The sequence below is a fragment of the Tardiphaga sp. 172_B4_N1_3 genome (genome assembly GCF_052076035.1).
GTDB lineage: Bacteria > Pseudomonadota > Alphaproteobacteria > Rhizobiales > Xanthobacteraceae > Tardiphaga > Tardiphaga robiniae.
Window position 1 is genome coordinate 4823750 of record NZ_CP197238.1, and the last position, 16361, is coordinate 4840110.

The 16361-nt window shown below is 63.2% G+C and carries 13 protein-coding genes; 9 read left to right on the top strand and 4 right to left on the bottom strand.

Annotation, left to right across the window (positions count from 1 at the left end; genetic code table 11):
• The first annotated feature begins 233 nt into the window (after positions 1-233).
• The 3 genes from acs (at position 234) to AB7783_RS22835 (ending at position 4134) form a co-directional block, all read left to right on the top strand.
• Positions 234-2183 carry an acetate--CoA ligase gene (gene acs, locus AB7783_RS22825; RefSeq protein ID WP_441279752.1) on the top strand — a complete coding sequence of 650 codons (1950 nt, stop codon included), beginning with the start codon at positions 234-236 and terminating at the stop codon, positions 2181-2183.
• Positions 2184-2223: 40 nt separating this feature from the next.
• On the top strand, positions 2224-3345 hold the full coding sequence (locus AB7783_RS22830; RefSeq protein WP_439060210.1) for a Kelch repeat-containing protein: 1122 nt from the start codon (positions 2224-2226) through the stop codon (positions 3343-3345).
• 273 nt (positions 3346-3618) lie between these two features.
• The gene (locus tag AB7783_RS22835; RefSeq protein WP_093757775.1) at positions 3619-4134 is read left to right on the top strand and encodes a L,D-transpeptidase; all 516 of its coding nucleotides are present in this window, start codon (positions 3619-3621) and stop codon (positions 4132-4134) included.
• Positions 4135-4197: 63 nt separating this feature from the next.
• Here AB7783_RS22835 and AB7783_RS22840 read toward each other — a convergent pair whose 3' ends face one another.
• Together AB7783_RS22840 and AB7783_RS22845 are read right to left on the bottom strand one after the other, a co-directional pair.
• Positions 4198-4713, bottom strand: a complete 516-nt coding sequence (locus AB7783_RS22840) for a thermonuclease family protein (RefSeq protein ID WP_244628355.1) — start codon at positions 4711-4713, stop codon at positions 4198-4200.
• Between the two features lie 111 nt (positions 4714-4824).
• Complete coding sequence (locus tag AB7783_RS22845) at positions 4825-5055, bottom strand: DUF1674 domain-containing protein (protein WP_441278864.1); 231 nt, start codon at positions 5053-5055, stop codon at positions 4825-4827.
• Positions 5056-5250: 195 nt separating this feature from the next.
• Here AB7783_RS22845 and AB7783_RS22850 point away from each other — a divergent pair, with 195 nt between their 5' ends.
• The 3 genes from AB7783_RS22850 to purH all read left to right on the top strand — a co-directional run bounded on the left by AB7783_RS22850 (position 5251) and on the right by purH (position 10158).
• Positions 5251-6591, top strand: coding sequence for an RsmB/NOP family class I SAM-dependent RNA methyltransferase (locus AB7783_RS22850; protein ID WP_441278865.1), 1341 nt, complete (start codon positions 5251-5253; stop codon positions 6589-6591).
• A gap of 183 nt (positions 6592-6774) precedes the next feature.
• A complete protein-coding gene (locus tag AB7783_RS22855) occupies positions 6775-8466 on the top strand; it encodes a heparinase II/III family protein (protein ID WP_093758202.1) in 1692 nt (563 codons plus the stop codon).
• 99 nt (positions 8467-8565) lie between these two features.
• Positions 8566-10158 (top strand): bifunctional phosphoribosylaminoimidazolecarboxamide formyltransferase/IMP cyclohydrolase, encoded by a 1593-nt coding sequence (gene purH, locus AB7783_RS22860; protein ID WP_441278866.1) that lies wholly within the window; start codon positions 8566-8568, stop codon positions 10156-10158.
• A gap of 12 nt (positions 10159-10170) precedes the next feature.
• Here purH and AB7783_RS22865 read toward each other — a convergent pair whose 3' ends face one another.
• Positions 10171-11562 carry an MFS transporter gene (locus tag AB7783_RS22865; protein WP_120287649.1) on the bottom strand — a complete coding sequence of 464 codons (1392 nt, stop codon included), beginning with the start codon at positions 11560-11562 and terminating at the stop codon, positions 10171-10173.
• 106 nt (positions 11563-11668) lie between these two features.
• On the opposite strand from AB7783_RS22865, the gene ggt reads away from it, so the two are divergent.
• The 3 genes from ggt to AB7783_RS22880 all read left to right on the top strand — a co-directional run bounded on the left by ggt (position 11669) and on the right by AB7783_RS22880 (position 15686).
• Positions 11669-13414: a gamma-glutamyltransferase gene (gene ggt / locus AB7783_RS22870; RefSeq protein ID WP_441278867.1), complete on the top strand. Its 1746-nt coding sequence runs from the start codon at positions 11669-11671 to the stop codon at positions 13412-13414.
• Between the two features lie 81 nt (positions 13415-13495).
• Entirely contained in the window at positions 13496-14800 is a 1305-nt protein-coding gene (locus AB7783_RS22875) for an MFS transporter (protein ID WP_089263183.1), read from the top strand.
• A complete protein-coding gene (locus AB7783_RS22880) occupies positions 14787-15686 on the top strand; it encodes an amidohydrolase family protein (RefSeq protein WP_441278868.1) in 900 nt (299 codons plus the stop codon). Before AB7783_RS22875 ends, AB7783_RS22880 begins: the two co-directional genes overlap by 14 nt.
• Here AB7783_RS22880 and AB7783_RS22885 read toward each other — a convergent pair.
• Positions 15683-16348: a glutathione S-transferase family protein gene (locus AB7783_RS22885; RefSeq protein WP_441278869.1), complete on the bottom strand. Its 666-nt coding sequence runs from the start codon at positions 16346-16348 to the stop codon at positions 15683-15685. The two genes, AB7783_RS22880 and AB7783_RS22885, sit on opposite strands and share 4 nt — an antisense overlap.
• Positions 16349-16361: the final 13 nt, after the last annotated feature.

Consider the following 16361-nt stretch of genomic DNA (forward strand, 5'->3'; position numbering starts at 1 on the left):
TCCACAGGCACGCAATTTCGGTTACTGGTTACCGTTTAGCGCCTGAATTGGCTTTATGATGAAGTTTCCGAGCCGTCAAAACGCGAACGTGATCGGGGCTGCGACCTTGCGGACCGACCAAAGGCCTAGTCCGGCCCCGCTTGTCCAGCTATCTCGCGCCGGCGCATATTGCGCGCAACGAGAACCGGCTGGCGGCGAATTCGCGCAGCGGTCGCACGGTGGTGGAGGGGACGATGTCCGACAAGATTTACGACGTACCGGCTGAGTGGACGACGCGCGCCTTCGTCGATGACGCAAAATACAACGAGATGTATGCGCGCTCGATCAGCGATTCCAACGGCTTCTGGGCCGAGCAGGCCAAGCGCCTCAACTGGAGCCACGCCCCCACCAAGATCGAAAACACGTCCTTTGCCCCAGGCAAGATTTCGATCAAGTGGTTCGAGGATGGCATATTGAACGCCGCCTATAATTGCATCGACCGCCATCTACCGAAGCGCGCCAACCAGACCGCGATCATCTGGGAAGGCGACGACCCCTCGCAGTCGAAGCACATCAGCTATCAGGAACTGCACGACGAAGTCTGCAAGATGGCCAACGTGTTGCGCAACCGCAATGTCGGCAAAGGCGACCGCGTCACCATCTATCTGCCGATGATTCCGGAAGCCGCCTACGCGATGCTGGCCTGCGCGCGCATCGGCGCGGTCCATTCGGTGGTCTTCGCCGGCTTCTCGCCGGACTCGCTGGCGCAGCGCATCACTGACTGCCAGTCGAAGATCATCATCACCGCCGATGAAGGCCTGCGCGGCGGCAAGAAAGTGCCGCTAAAGAACAATGTCGATGCGGCCGTCGCGAAAGCCGGCGGCGTCGACTGGGTCGTCGTGGTCAAGCACACCGGCACACCGGTGAACATGGATCCGGCCCGTGACTTCTGGTACCGCGAAGCCGCCGAAGTCGTCACCACCGAATGCCCCTGCGAGCCGATGAATGCGGAAGATCCGCTGTTCATCCTTTATACGTCGGGCTCCACCGGCCAGCCCAAGGGCGTGCTGCACACCACCGGCGGCTATCTGCTGTTCGCCTCGATGACGCATCAATATGTGTTCGACTATCACGAGGGTGACATCTACTGGTGCACCGCCGACGTCGGCTGGGTGACCGGTCACAGCTACATTCTCTATGGGCCGCTGGCCAACGGCGCGACCACGCTGATGTTCGAAGGCGTGCCGAACTATCCGTCGATGTCGCGCTTCTGGGAAGTCATCGACAAGCATCAGGTCAACATCTTCTACACCGCGCCAACCGCGATCCGCGCGCTGATGCAGGCCGGCGACGAGCCGGTGAAGAAAACCTCGCGCAAGAGCCTGCGATTGCTCGGCTCGGTCGGCGAGCCGATCAATCCGGAAGCCTGGGAGTGGTACTATCACGTCGTCGGCGAGGCGCGTGCGCCGATCGTCGATACCTGGTGGCAGACCGAGACCGGCGGCATTCTCATCACGCCGCTGCCCGGCGCGACGAAACTCAAGCCCGGCTCGGCGACGCGGCCGTTCTTTGGTGTCGTGCCCGAGATCGTCGATGCCGACGGCAAGGTGCTCGACGGCGAGACCTCGGGCAATCTCTGCATTGCCAAGTCGTGGCCGGGCCAGATGCGGACGGTCTATGGCGATCACGCCCGTTTCGAACAGACCTATTTCTCGACCTACAAGAACAAGTACTTCACCGGCGACGGCTGCCGCCGCGATGCCGACGGCTATTACTGGATCACCGGCCGCGTCGACGACGTCATCAATGTCTCCGGCCACCGCATGGGCACCGCGGAAGTGGAATCGTCGCTGGTCGCACATGAGAAAGTGTCGGAAGCCGCCGTGGTCGGCTATCCGCACGACATCAAGGGCCAGGGCATCTACGCTTACGTCACGCTGATGAACGGCGTCGAGCCGACTGAAGAGCTCCGCAAGGAGCTGGTGGCCTGGGTCCGCAAGGACATCGGCCCGATCGCCTCGCCTGACCTGATCCAGTTCGCCCCGGGTCTACCAAAGACCCGTTCCGGCAAGATCATGCGCCGCATCCTGCGCAAGATCGCCGAAGACGAGCCGTCATCTCTGGGTGATACATCGACACTGGCCGATCCCGCCGTGGTCACCGACCTCGTCGAGCATCGGCAGAACAAGAAGCCGGGGGCGTAACAACTCACCCCTCGTCTATCGGCAGGCGCGGAGTGATGTGATGGATCGTCGGTCATTCGTGTTGGGAAGTGTTGCAGTTGTCGCGGGCGGAGCCTCCGCCCGTGCGCAACATGCCGGTCATCCCGCATTGCCTGGGGCGCCGTCGTCGAAAGAGCCCTACGCCAAATTGCAAGGCGGTGTGCCACATCACATGACGCCTGAGCAGGAAGCACAGCGCGTCACTGAGAGTCCCGCACCGAAGGGACCGCAGGGCAAGTGGATATCGCGCGCTGCATTGCCATTACCGCGCAGCGAGATGGCTTGGGCGACGTCATGGGCCGATCGCATGCATATCGTCGGCGGCTACGGCGAAGGCCGTGTCGACCGCCCCTATCACCATGTCTACGATCCCGCTTCAGATCAGTGGCTCGACGCAGCGCCCCTGCCGCGCGGCGCCAACCATGTCTCGGTCGCTGCCGATGCCGGCCGCGTCTATGCGCTCGGCGGCTTCATGCAGCAGAACCGCGGCTCGGACCAGAACGCCTATGCCTATGATGTCGCTGCCAATCGCTGGGATACGATCGCGCCGTTGCCGAGACCGCGCGGTGCCGGCGCTGCGGTCGCGCTGAACGGCAAGATCCATCTGATCGGCGGCGCGTCGGAACCCGCGGCAGAGCGCGCCAGTGTCAGCTGGCACGAAGTCTACGATCCCAAGACCGACAAATGGGAGACCCGCAAGGCACTGCCCGGTGCGCGCGACCATGTCGGCTGCGTCGCCACGCGCGGCGTGATCCACGTGATCGGCGGGCGCTTCAATACGTTCGAGTACAATACCGATCTGCACCATGTGTATCTGCCCGAGCGCGACACATGGGAGCTGCGCGCCGCACTGCCGACGACCCGTTCGGGCCATGGCCTTGTGGTGTATCGCGACCGGCTGTTCGCCATGGGCGGCGAATCCGGCGTGGTGCAGAACGGCCAGCTCACCCAAGGCAAGGTGTACGGACAGATGGAAAGCTACGACCCGGCCTCCGACACCTGGCAGAGCCACGCGCCGATGCTGACCCCGCGCCATGCGGTCGGCGCCACGGTTATTGGCGACTGGATCTATGTGGCTGGTGGCGGTGCTGTCCTCGGCGGCGCGGTACAATCCGCCGTCCATGAGGCCTTTACGCTGGCCTAGTGACCTCCAACGCATTGCATCTGGCTGGCCTCACGCGATTGTCAGGGCCGGATGGCCACCCCCGGCCAATTTAGAGCGAGTGTTGTTTTCCGGGCATTTACTTTGTTCAGCGGATTTCCTCTTTAGGCGCTCGTTGGCGCACTCCCCCGCGCTGGCAGAGACCGGTTGTTTACGCGACTGGTTGAGAATTTCCCGTGTGCAATTGTTTTCGTCGCCTTGAGAGGCGGCACGACCTCGTCGGCCGCTACCGGCCGGGCCGAACTGGAGAGATCGATGTCCTTGAAGATTGCTCGTGCGCTGGCAGCCACCGTTGTCGTTGGCGTCCTGATGTCCCCCACCGCGCAGGCAGCGCCCAATGTGGTCGGCTTCCACGGCGACTATGCCCCCGGCACCATCGTCGTGAAGACCAATGAGCGTAAGCTGTATCTCGTGCTCGAACAGGGTCAGGCCGTGCGCTATCCCGTCGGTGTCGGCAAGCCCGGCAAACAGTGGGCCGGCGCCACCAAGATCGACGGCAAGTACCGCCAGCCGGCCTGGGCTCCGCCCGCCGACGTCAAGCGTGACAATCCGAATATCCCCGATGTGATTGCGGGCGGTTCGCCAGCTAATCCGATGGGCGTTGCTGCGATGACCCTCGCCGGCGGCGAATATGCCATCCACGGCACCAACCGCCCCAATTCGATCGGCGGCTATGTCTCTTACGGTTGCGTCCGCATGTACAACGAAGACATCACCGACCTCTATTCGCGCGTCTCGGTCGGCACGCCGGTGATCGTCACCCAGCGCTGATCGCTGGCAGCTTCGCTATTCTGAAAAGCCGCGCATGATGCGCGGCTTTTTGTTTTGCTGATCTCATCGGCTATCGCACCAGCCGTTGCGATGACCGCCACCATACGGGCGCGCGTGCCCTGCGTTGAGCATTGCTGCAGACACGTTGGGCGTTTGCCTGGTCGCGACATCGGCGACCACGCGGCCGGGATATTTGTCAGGCCCGATATTGTAGATCGTGAGACTTCCCTCGCGGAGCAACTTGGTCAGTGCAGCCGTCGCGGTTTCTGCTTTCTGAATCTCACGCGCGCATTGCCCCTTCAGCTCTGGCGCATCGATGCCACGCAAACGAATGCGCACGCTGACGTCTTCACCCGACCCAAGATGCACGCGCGCGCCAAAAGTATCGCCGTCGATGGCGTAGCGCATCTCGATCGGGTAGCGCGCCTCAGCATTGCCGGCGCGCCTGACGATCGCCTCGGAATCGCGGGCGGCCTCGGTCTGATCCGCGCCGGGCAGGAACGGCAGCCAACGCTTCACCGGCAGCATGGTGCCGGCGGCCAGGCCAAGCACGAATACCCACGGCATGGCCGCGGACATGCGGGATCGCCACGGCGACGCACGGTGAATGCGCGATGCTGGGGTCATCGTCCTGCGATAATGTGAGTCGAAACAACCAGCCAGAAGAATCTGGCTCAGTGATCCGAAGAGTTAGAAGTCGGACGCAATGCCCTTACGCTCCCAGTCGCCAAAGCGCGTGGGCTCCGGGCCTTCAGGTCCCTGGAACTCTTTCGCTTTTGCCGCAGTATGTGCTGCTGCAGCTGCAGCCCGACGTTCTTCTGCCTCGGCCAGCGCGCGCTGCGCGGGGGGCGTCAAAACTTTCTTCGGTGCCGGCTCAGGCTCCGGCAAAGACGTTGCGGACTCGGAAGGAATGTCGTTCATCTCAGGTTTCCTGCTGAACCGGCAAGGGCGGCACGCGTTACATAAATCAATGTCGAACAGTTGCCGTTCGACTGTGAGCATATAAGGGCGATTCTTACATTTGGCATATTCGCATGCGACAGAATCGCTCCCATCCAGTGGCCGCATGCTGAGCCTGCCCGCGCCATTGCCCGCCCTCCGTCGTGATGTTTTCGCATGTCGCAAGTAAGATACGCACCGCCAACCGAGGTCCCCGGCCTCGCCGCGCGACGGATTGCGGCGGATATTCTCGACGGCGTATTGCACAAGCATCGGACCCTCGACGACCAGCTCGAAGGCGCCGCGGCCCATCCCGGCCTGAAAACGCTGTCCGACCGCGACCGCGCGCTGATGCGACGTCTGGTTGCGACGATCCTGCGCCGGCTCGGTACGCTCGGCCATATTCTCTCCCGCCTGCTCGACCGCGGTGTCCCCACCGATGCCCCGCGTGCGCAGAGCGCGCTCCTGATTGGTGCTGCCCAGATCCTCTGGATGGATGTGCCGGATCACGCCGCCGTCGACCTCTCGGTCCGCATGGTGCAATCCGACCGCCGCGCCGCGAAATATGCCGGACTGGTCAATGCCGTGTTGCGACGCTGCGCCCGTGAAGGCCAGCCGCTGATCGACGAAGTTGCCGCCCAGACTCTCGACATCCCGCCCTGGCTGATGGCGCGCTGGACGGTCCATTACGGCGGGACGGCAGCCAAGGAAATGGCCGTGGCGCTGAGCCATGAGCCGTCGCTCGATCTCACCGTCAAATCCGAAGCCGATGCCTGGGCCACGCGCCTGCACGGCGAAGTGCTTCCAACCGGTTCCGTCCGAACCTTGCTGCAGGGCTCGGTGACCATGTTGCCCGGTTTCGATGACGGCCAGTGGTGGGTGCAGGACGCCGCGGCGGCACTGCCGGCACGACTATTCGGCGACCTCAAGGGCAAACGCATCGTCGATCTCTGCGCCGCGCCGGGCGGCAAGACTGCGCAATTGGTCCAGGGCGGCGCACAGGTCACTGCTATCGACCGCTCGCCGAATCGTGTGGCGCGGCTGCGCGAAAATCTGGCGCGGCTGTCGCTCGAGGCCGAAACCGTCGTCGTCGACGGCACCGAATATCCCGGCGAGGGTTTTGACGGCGTGTTGCTGGATGCGCCCTGCTCCTCCACCGGCACGATCCGGCGGCACCCCGACGTCGCCTGGCTGAAACAGGACTCCGACATCGTCATGCTGACGGCGCTGCAACGGCGCCTGCTGCAGAAGGCGGCTTCCATCCTGAAGCCCGGCGGAACCTTGGTCTATTGCACCTGTTCGCTGGAGCCTGAAGAAGGCGAACAAGCCATCGCCGACCTGCTGGCCAAGGATTCCAGCATGCGCCGCGCCCCCGCCGACGCCAGTGAAGTTGCCGGCCTGGCCGAGATCGTCACCCCCGAGGGCGATCTGCGCACTTTGCCGAGCCATCTGCCCCATGCCGATCCTCGGCTCGGCGGGCTCGACGGCTTCTATGCGGCGCGACTCATTAAATCCTGATATTCACAGAGTAATCTCCCGATTCGCGAGGCTTCCACAGGGAGCTTCCTTGTACTGTGTGCGGATCGCGTTTCCGGCTAAAAGGATTCGCAACAACCCTTTCTCTTCCAGTTCAAGGCGCGCGTGGTCGCACATCGCAGACGTATCTCGGGGCTGATCCTCGGCCGCTTCGCGCGGAGCGCGATGTCGCGCGCGTCCGGTGGATCGGCGGCGCTGGCCCGGCTGTGGCCCGGACGCACTGATCGCCTGATCATCGCGCCGCATGATCTGCGCACCACCGACGCCACCCGCGCCGCCGAAATCTATGCCGGGCGCTTCGTCTTCGCCGGCAAGATCGTCACCTGCCACGGTCGCTCGATCTTCGATCTGGAACCGCCATCGGAGGACTGGGAAGTTTCACTGCTCGGCTTTGGCTGGCTGAGGCATCTGCGCGCCGCCGACACTGCCATCACCCGCGCCAATGCGCGCTCGCTGATCGACGACTGGATGTCGAATACGTCGCGCAAGCGCCCGGTCGGACGCCGCGCCGACGTCATCGCCCGCCGCGTGATCTCGCTGCTATCGCAGGCGCCGCTGGTACTCGGCGATACCGACGGCAAATTCTATCGCCGCTATCTGCGCTCGCTCAGCCGCGAGATTCGCTCGCTACGCTACGCGCTGTCGCATGCACCCGACGGCGTGCCAAAGCTGCAAGTGCTCATTGCTCTGTGCTACGCATCGCTCTGCCTCGCCAATCAAGCGCGCCACATCCGTACCGCCACACGCAAACTCTCCGACGAATTGCAGCGCCAGATCCTGCCCGATGGCGGACATATCTCGCGCAACCCCGGCGCGCTGATCGAATTGCTGATCGATCTGCTACCGCTGCGGCAGACCTTTGCCGCCCGCAACATCGCGCCACCGCCGGCGCTACTGAATGCGATCGATCGCATGATGCCGATGCTGCGATTCTTCCGTCATGGCGACGGCTCGTTCGCACTGTTCAACGGTATGAGCAATGCGCCATCGCATCTGCTGGCGACGCTGCTGGCCTATGACGACACGCATGGCGTGCCGATGGCGCATATGCCGCATACCGGCTTCCAGCGTCTCGAGGCCGGTCAGATGACCGTGATCATCGACACCGGCCCGCCACCGCCGTCCAGTGTGAGCCACGACGCCCATGCCGGTACGTTGTCGTTCGAACTGTCGTCCGGCCCGAGCCGCATCGTCATCAATTGCGGCATGCCGTCGACCGGGCGCGACAACTGGCGCGCTTTCGCGCGGGGCACGCCGGCGCATTCGACGATGACCTATCACAACACCTCATCGTGCCAGTTCGTCGAACGCAGCGCGATGAAGAAGTTTCTGCAGGGTGCGCCGATCGTCAACGGCCCGCATGTGGTGGAGAGCTATCGCGAGATCACCTCTAACGGCACCATCCTGACCACCTCGCATGACGGCTATCACCCACGCTTCGGTGTCACGCATCGGCGCGTGCTGATGATCTCCGAGGACGGATCGAAACTCGAGGGCGAGGACATCGTCGCGGCCGCGCCCGGCGCGCGGCTGAAAGGCAGTAATACCGACTACGCCTTGCGCTTCCATCTGCACCCGTCGGTAAAGGCCAGCCGGCTCAGCGACGCCCGCGGTGTCATGCTGGTATTGCCGAACCGCGACGTCTGGACCTTCGAAGCCCTCGACGACAAAGTCGAGCTGGAGGACAGCGTGTTCCTGGCCGGCAATGACGGACCGCGCCGAACCGCCCAGATCGTGATCCACCAGAACGCCCAGCAGACCTCCAGCATCCGCTGGAGTTTTGCCCGCTCGGCCTCCTCGCCGTCGCAGACCACGGCCCGCCGCAACGCCCGCCGCGAGCCGGAATTGCCGTTGTAAATCAGGCCTTCACGACGAATTGCTGGCATGCAAGCCCTTGCGGTTTCTTGGACCGCGAAACCATGCTACGCGGCGTCCTTCTCCCACGGGATACGCATCATGACCGACCATCCGCGCAAGGTTACTCGCGCTCTATTGTCCGTTTCCGACAAGTCCGGGCTGATCGAATTTGCTCGCGCGCTGTCTGCTCACGGCATCGACCTCGTCTCCACCGGCGGTACCGCCAAGGCGATCGCTGCGGCGGGCCTGAAAGTCTCCGACGTGTCCGATCTCACCGGCTTCCCGGAAATGATGGATGGCCGGGTCAAGACGCTGCATCCCAAGGTTCATGGCGGCCTGCTCGCGATCCGCGACAATGCCGAACACGCCAAGGCAATGAAGGATCACGGAATTTCGCAGATCGATCTGCTCGTCGTGAACCTCTACCCGTTCGAGGAGACCGTCGCGAAGAACGCGTCCTACGAGGACTGTATCGAGAATATCGATATCGGCGGTCCGGCAATGATCCGCGCAGCCTCCAAGAACCATGACGACGTCACCGTCGTGGTTGAGCCCTCCGATTATCAGTCGGTGCTCGACGAACTCGCCACCAACAAGGGCGCGACCACGCTGACGCTGCGCCGCCGTCTGGCAGCCAAGGCTTATGCCCGCACTGCGGCCTATGACGCCGCGATCTCGAACTGGTTTGCCGATCAGTTGAAAATCGATGCGCCGGATTTCCGGGCTGTTGGCGGCAAGCTCGTCGAAGCGTTGCGTTACGGCGAGAACCCGCATCAGACCGCTGCATTCTATCGCACGCCCGAACTGCGCCCCGGCGTATCCTCGGCGCGGCAGGTGCAGGGCAAGCAACTTTCCTACAACAATATCAACGACACCGATGCGGCCTATGAATGCATCGCCGAGTTCGATCCAAAGCGCACCGCAGCCTGCGTCATCGTCAAGCACGCCAACCCCTGCGGCGTGGCCGAAGGCAGCAACCTGATCGACGCCTATCGCACGGCACTGGCCTGCGATTCTACTTCGGCCTTCGGCGGCATCATTGCCATGAATCGCACGCTGGACGCGGAGACCGCGCAGACCATCACCGAGATCCTGACCGAGGTGATCATCGCGCCGGACGCCACCGAAGAAGCAATCGCCATCATCGCCAAACGACGGAATATCCGCCTGCTGCTGGCAGGCAGTCTGCCTGATCCCCGCGCGCCGGGCCTGACCTACAAGACGGTGGCCGGCGGCCTACTGGTGCAGAGCCGTGACAACGCGGTGGTCGATGACATGATCCTGAAGCCGGTTACAAAACGGCAGCCGACGGAAGCTGAATTGCGCGATCTCAAATTTGCATTCCGTGTGGCCAAGCATGTCAAATCGAACACGATCATTTACGCGAAGGACCTTGCCACCGTCGGTATCGGTGCAGGCCAGATGAGCCGGGTCGATTCCGCTCGGATTGCCGCACGTAAGGCGCAGGATGCTGCTGCCGAACTGAAACTCGCCGAGCCTATGACCAAAGGATCGGTCGTCGCATCAGATGCGTTCTTCCCCTTCGCCGACGGACTATTGGTGGCGATCGAGGCCGGAGCCACGGCCGTGATTCAGCCAGGCGGTTCGATCCGCGACGACGAAGTGATCAAGGCTGCCGATGATGCCGGCATCGCCATGGTGTTCACCGGCGTCCGCCACTTCAAGCACTGAGACTTTCGAGGCTCAGGCTTCCCGCACGCGCGCGAGCAGGCCGAGGCCTCCGACAAAGAACAGCACCAGCACTGCCATGCCAGCCTTCTGGCTGGCGGTGACTGCGGTGACGAGGCCGATCAATAGCGGCCCCATGAAGGACGTTACCTTTCCGGTTAGCGCGAACAGGCCGAAGAACTGCGCGATGCGGTCCTGCGGTGCCAGCCGGATCAACAGCGTGCGCGATGCCGCCTGCAGCGGACCGCCCGCCATGCCGATCAGGCAACCCAGCGCGAGATAGGCCTTTTCCGCGGGCGCCGCGAACAGGCCGCCACCAGGCACTGGCGGCGTGACCTTGATGAAGAAGATGGTTTCGCGATCAATCAGCAGGATCGCAATGATCGAGGTCAGCAGCAGCAGGATGCTGCCGGTGATCACACGCTTCGGTCCGAACGCATCGTCGAGCTTGCCGCCGACGAAGGCGCCGAACGTTCCGGCAATGGCCAGGATGATACCGAACGTGCCGATCTGAATCGTATTCCAACCGAACGTGCCGGCCGCATAGATGCCACCGAAAGCAAACAGCGACACCAGCCCGTCCGTGTAGATCATGTTGGCAATCAGGAATGCCATCATCGAGCGATGCTTCGGCAGATCACTTAGCGTGTGCCTGAGATCGGTCAGACCTGCACGCACGGCGTGACCGGGCGAAACCTTTGCAGGAAAATCCGGCGTCAGCAGAAACATCGGCAGCACGAAGACGACGAACCACAGGCCCGACAGCGGCGCCGAAATGCGATCGCCCTGGAACGTCGCGGGGTCGAGACCGAGGATCGGGACCAGACCGAACAATGTGCGCCCCGTGGTCGGGTTCGCAGCCATGAAGCCGAGCACGATGATCAGGCTGAGAATGCCGCCGACATAGCCGAGCGCCCAGCCCGAACCGGACAGGCGGCCGATTTTATCCGGCGGCACCAACGTCGGCATCATCGCATTGTTGAACACGGTGGCAAATTCCACGCCGATGGTCGCCAAGCCATAGGCAATCAGCAGCGGCAGGATGATAGCGGGATCGCCGGGCTTGCCGATCCACATGATGCAGGCGCCGATCACGAAGATCGCACCGAAGCTTGCGATCCAAGGCTTGCGGCGGCCGCTCGCATCGGCAATCGCGCCAAGCATCGGCGATGCCAGCGCGATGATCAACCCGGCCGCAGCGGTAGCGAAACCCCACAGCGATTGTCCCGTGGCGGCATCGGATGCCACACGCGTGGCGAAATAGGGCGCGAAGACAAAGGTGGTGATGAGACTGAAGTAAGGCTGGGCCGCCCAGTCGAAAAACATCCAGCTGATCACCGCAGAGCGCGGTGGATAGGTCTTTGGCGCCGCTGTCACAGAGGCTGATGAAGCGGCGGCGACCGCCATGCGTGGTATCCCCCGCGAATCACAGAGTGTTGTCTCGTACGTTTCACAAGCCATATAGCATTCGAGACGGCGATGCGATCATGTCCGCTGTCAGCCGGAGTGATCGATGGTACCGTTTGCTTTCCTGCGTTGTACGTGCGTCGCAGCACTCGCATTTATACTCGTCGTCCCGGCATCGACAAACGCGCAGCAGGCGCGTGACCTCTATACCCCCGCACCGTCAGGCACGCTCAAACCCATCGCGGCCAAGCATGGCATGGTCGTCGCCCAGGAGAAGATCTCCGCCAAGGTCGGTGCGGATGTCATGGCGCGCAGTGGCAATGCGATCGATGCGGCTGTTGCGAGCGGTTTCGCCATGGCTGTCACCTATCCCCGCGCCGGTAATATCGGCGGCGGCGGTTTCATGGTGATCCACACAGCCTCCGGCGAAGACGTCACCATCGACTATCGCGAGACCGCGCCGGCCGCTGCCACCCGCACCATGTTTCTCGGCAGCGACGGCAAACCGGACACCGCGAAATCCCGCGATTCCGCTTTGGGCATCGGCATCCCCGGCACGGTCGCAGGGCTGGCGCTGGCGCTGGAAAAATATGGCTCGGGCAAGTTCACGCTGTCGGATCTGTTACAGCCCGCGATTGCGCTGGCCCGCGACGGCTTCATCCTGACTGACGATGGCGCAGATACGCTGCCGGATTGGCACAGACGCCTGGCGCGCTGGCCCGCGACGAAGAAGATCTTTTCGCGTGACGACGGCACCTCGCTGCGCGAGGGCGACCGGTTGATCCAGACAGACCTCGCAACAACGCTCACGGCGATTGCCGCGCAGGGACCCCGCGGCTTCTATGAAGGCCCCGTCGCCGAGAAGCTGGTCAGCAGCATCAATGCGGCAGGCGGCATTTTCACGGCAGACGACCTCAAGATCTATCAGCCCGTGGTTCGCACGCCGGTCCGCGGCAGCTATCGCGGCTACGACATCATCTCAATGCCGCTGCCGTCATCCGGCGGAACGGTGCTGCTGGAGACACTGAATATTCTCGAAGGCTTTCCGCTGGGCGAGATGCGGCAGGCCTCCGCACCGTCGCTGCATCTGCTGGTCGAGGCCATGAAGCGTGCTTATGCGGATCGCGCGCGCTATCTGGGCGATCCCGCTTTTGTCAACGCGCCGATCGCGACGCTGACTTCGAAGGACTACGCTACCGGGCAGCGCGCCTCGATCGATCCCAACAAGGCAACGCCGTGGACCGATGCCCTCTCGGCCGTACCGCCGCGCGAAGGACAGAATACGACGCACTATTCGGTGGTCGACAGCGCCGGCAATGCGGTGAGCAACACTTACACGCTGAACTTCAGTTATGGTGTTGGCCTGATCGCCGACGGCACCGGCGTATTGCTCAACAACGAGCTTGACGACTTCACCGCCGCACCCGGCGCATCCAATGCCTATGGTCTCGTCGGCTTCGAAGCCAACCTGCCCGGCCCAGGCAAGCGGCCACTGTCATCGATGTCGCCGACCATTGTCCTGAAGGACGGCAAGCCGGTACTCGTCACCGGTTCGCCCGGCGGCAGCCGCATCATCTCGACAGTGCTGCAGGTGATCGTCAATGTGATCGACTACAGAATGGATGTGATGTCGGCCGTCGCGACCTCTCGCCTGCATCACCAGTGGCTGCCTGATGAAGTGCGCATCGAACGCGGCTTTAGCGAAGAGACCCTCAATGCCCTGCGTGCCATGGGCCACAAGGTGGTCGAGCCCATGGGCCAGACTTCGGCCAATTCTATTCTGGTGACGCCAGACGGCTTGCTTGGTGCCCCTGATCCGCGTACGCGTGGCGCTGAGGCATCTGGGTACTGACGTCCAATGACATATCCGGTGCCCCCAGGGGCGCGCGGGTGAGCGCCCCCCGAACCAAGATGACAAACGGGGGAAACAACCATGAGCGGCAACCGACCAACCGATCCCGGCGCCATTGAGCGCGCGGAAATCGAAGACACCAGCCTTCTGGCCTTCTATCGCGACATGAACCCGCCGGAGCGCCGCACATTCTGGGCCTGCGCCACAGGCTGGGCGCTCGATGGCATGGATTTCATGATCTATCCGCTGGTGATCGGCACCATCATCGTGATGTGGAAGGTCGATCCCGGCACCGCCGGACTCGCCGGCACGGTGACACTGCTCGCATCCGCCATCGGCGGCTGGCTCGGCGGTTATCTTGCCGACCGTATCGGCCGCGTCCGCACGCTGCAGCTGACCATCCTGTGGTTCTCGTTCTTCTCGCTGATCTGTGCCTTCGTGCAGAATTTCGATCAGCTGCTGGTGGCGCGTGCGCTGCTCGGCATCGGCTTTGGCGGTGAATGGGCCGCAGGCGCAGTGCTGATGGGCGAAGCCATCCGTCCGCAATATCGCGGCCGTGCTGTCGGCTCGGTGCAATCCGGGTGGGCGATCGGCTGGGGTCTCGCCGTGCTGTCACAAGCGGTCTTGTTCTCATGGCTTCCACCAGAGACAGCGTGGCGCTGGATGTTCGCCATCGGTGCACTGCCGGCTTTGCTGGTGCTGTATCTGCGCCGCTACGTCGAAGAGCCGGTCATCGCCGCGGAGACCCGCGCCAAGCAGAACGCCAGCGGCGATCGCCCCAAGCTCAGCGAAATCTTTGCCGGCCCGATGCTGAAGACCACGATCCTTGCGTCGCTTGCTGCGACCGGTTGCCAGGGTGGCTATTACGCCATCACCTTCTGGGTGCCGCGCTTCCTCACCACCGAGCGCAAGCTGTCGATCGTCTCATCGACCGGCTATCTCTCGGCGCTGATCGTCGGCTCCTTCATCGGCTATCTCGTCGGCGCCTGGCTCGCCGACCGCATCGGTCGCCGCAACCTGTTCCTGACCTTCTCGCTCGGCGCCATCGCAGTCATCCTGATCTACACACAGGTGACGCTCACCAACGAAGTTCTGTGGATCCTCGGCTTCCCGCTCGGCTTCTTTGCGTCGGGCTACTTCTCCGGCATGGGCGCGTTCCTCACGGAGCTCTATCCAACACGTCTGCGCGGATCGGGCCAGGGCTTCTGCTACAATTTCGGCCGTGGCATCGGCGCTCTGTTCCCGTTCCTGGTCGGCGCTCTGTCCAACACCACCAGCCTCGGCAATGCCATCGCGATCTTCGCAGTGCTGGCTTACGGCCTATTCTTCCTCGCAGCCTATGCGTTGCCCGAAACCCGCGGACGTATTCTCTATGCCGACGCCTGACTCATCCCCCAGCGAACCCCGGGCTTGCCCGGGGCCGCAACCGACCCAGCGCAGCGCGACACGGTTCACCGTGCCGCGTGGTGCCGTTGATACGCATGCCCATGTGATCGGTCTGCCGCCGGACTATCCGTTCGTCGCCGGGCGGAGTTACACGCCGCCGGAGGCCACGGCGGCATCTTATCTATCGATGCTCGATGCGACCGGCATGACTTACGGCGTGCTAACGCAAGTCAGCGTGCATGGCACCGACAACCGCCTGCTGGTGAACGCGCTCACCGCCAATCGCCAGCGGTTGCGTGGCATCGCGGTGATCGGGCTGGATTGCCCCGAGAAGGAGAAGGTGACGCTGAAAGAAGCCGGCGTCGTCGGCCTTCGGCTCAACGTGCTTTATGGCGGCGGGATGGGCTTCGCGCAGCTTGAGGACTACGCGTCGCTCTGCCGCGAGATGGGCTGGCATCTGCAATTCCTGATCGATGCCAAGGATATTCCGGCTCTCGCCTCGCGCTTTGCGAAACTGCCGGTGCCGTTCCTCGTTGACCATATGGGACACTTCCCGACCTCACGCGGCATCAACGATCCGGGCTTCGACGCTCTGGTCGGACTCGTTCGTGACGGCGCATGGGTGCGGCTGTCCGGCGCCTATCGCACCAGCATTCAGGGTGGCCCGCCCTATAGCGATACGATTCCGTTCGCGCAGAAGCTAGTCGCCGCCAATCCGGATCGTTGCATCTGGGGCTCGGACTGGCCGCATGTGGCAAACTGGGACGTGATGATGGGCGTGAGCGAGCTGCTCGACCTGCTTGCAGAGTGGGTGCCGGATGAGGCGACGCGCAATCGTATCCTCACGAACAATCCGCAGAAGCTGTTCGGCTTCCCCGCGGTCTAGCGCCCCACCGAATACGGCCCGCCCTTCTCCAGCGCACACTGATAGGCGGGCCGCGCGTGGATCTTTGCCAGCCAGGCCATCGCTTTCGGATGGCCTTGCTCCAGCCCGGCGCGCGCGGAGGCCGCTTCGAGCGGGAAGCTCATCTGGATATCGGCGGCGGTGAATTCGTTGCCCGCGAACCACTCGCTCTTCGACAGCTCGCCTTCCCAGAAGGCCATATGCTGTTTGAGCTGCGGATCCACCAACGTGTTCAGCGCTTTCGCGGCGATGGCATTGACCACCGGACGCATCAGTAGCGGCGCGCGCTTCGGCAGCATCATGAAGATGAGCTTCAACAGTAGCGGCGGCATCGCCGATCCCTCGGCATAGTGCAGCCAATAGGCGAAGCGCAGACGCTCCGGGGTATTGTCGGCGGGGATCAGCCGGCCATTGCCATAGGTCTTGACGAGATATTCGACGATCGCACCGGACTCGGCGATCGTGTTGCCATTGTCGGTGATGACAGGCGACTTGCCGAGCGGATGGATCGCCCGCAGCTCCGGCGGCGCCAGCATGTTGGGCTGCCGATTGTACCTGATGATCTCATAGGGAGTGCCGAGCTCCTCGAGCAGCCACAGGACGCGCTGGGAGCGCGAGTTATTGAGATGATGGACAGTGAGCATGGCGATCCTTTGC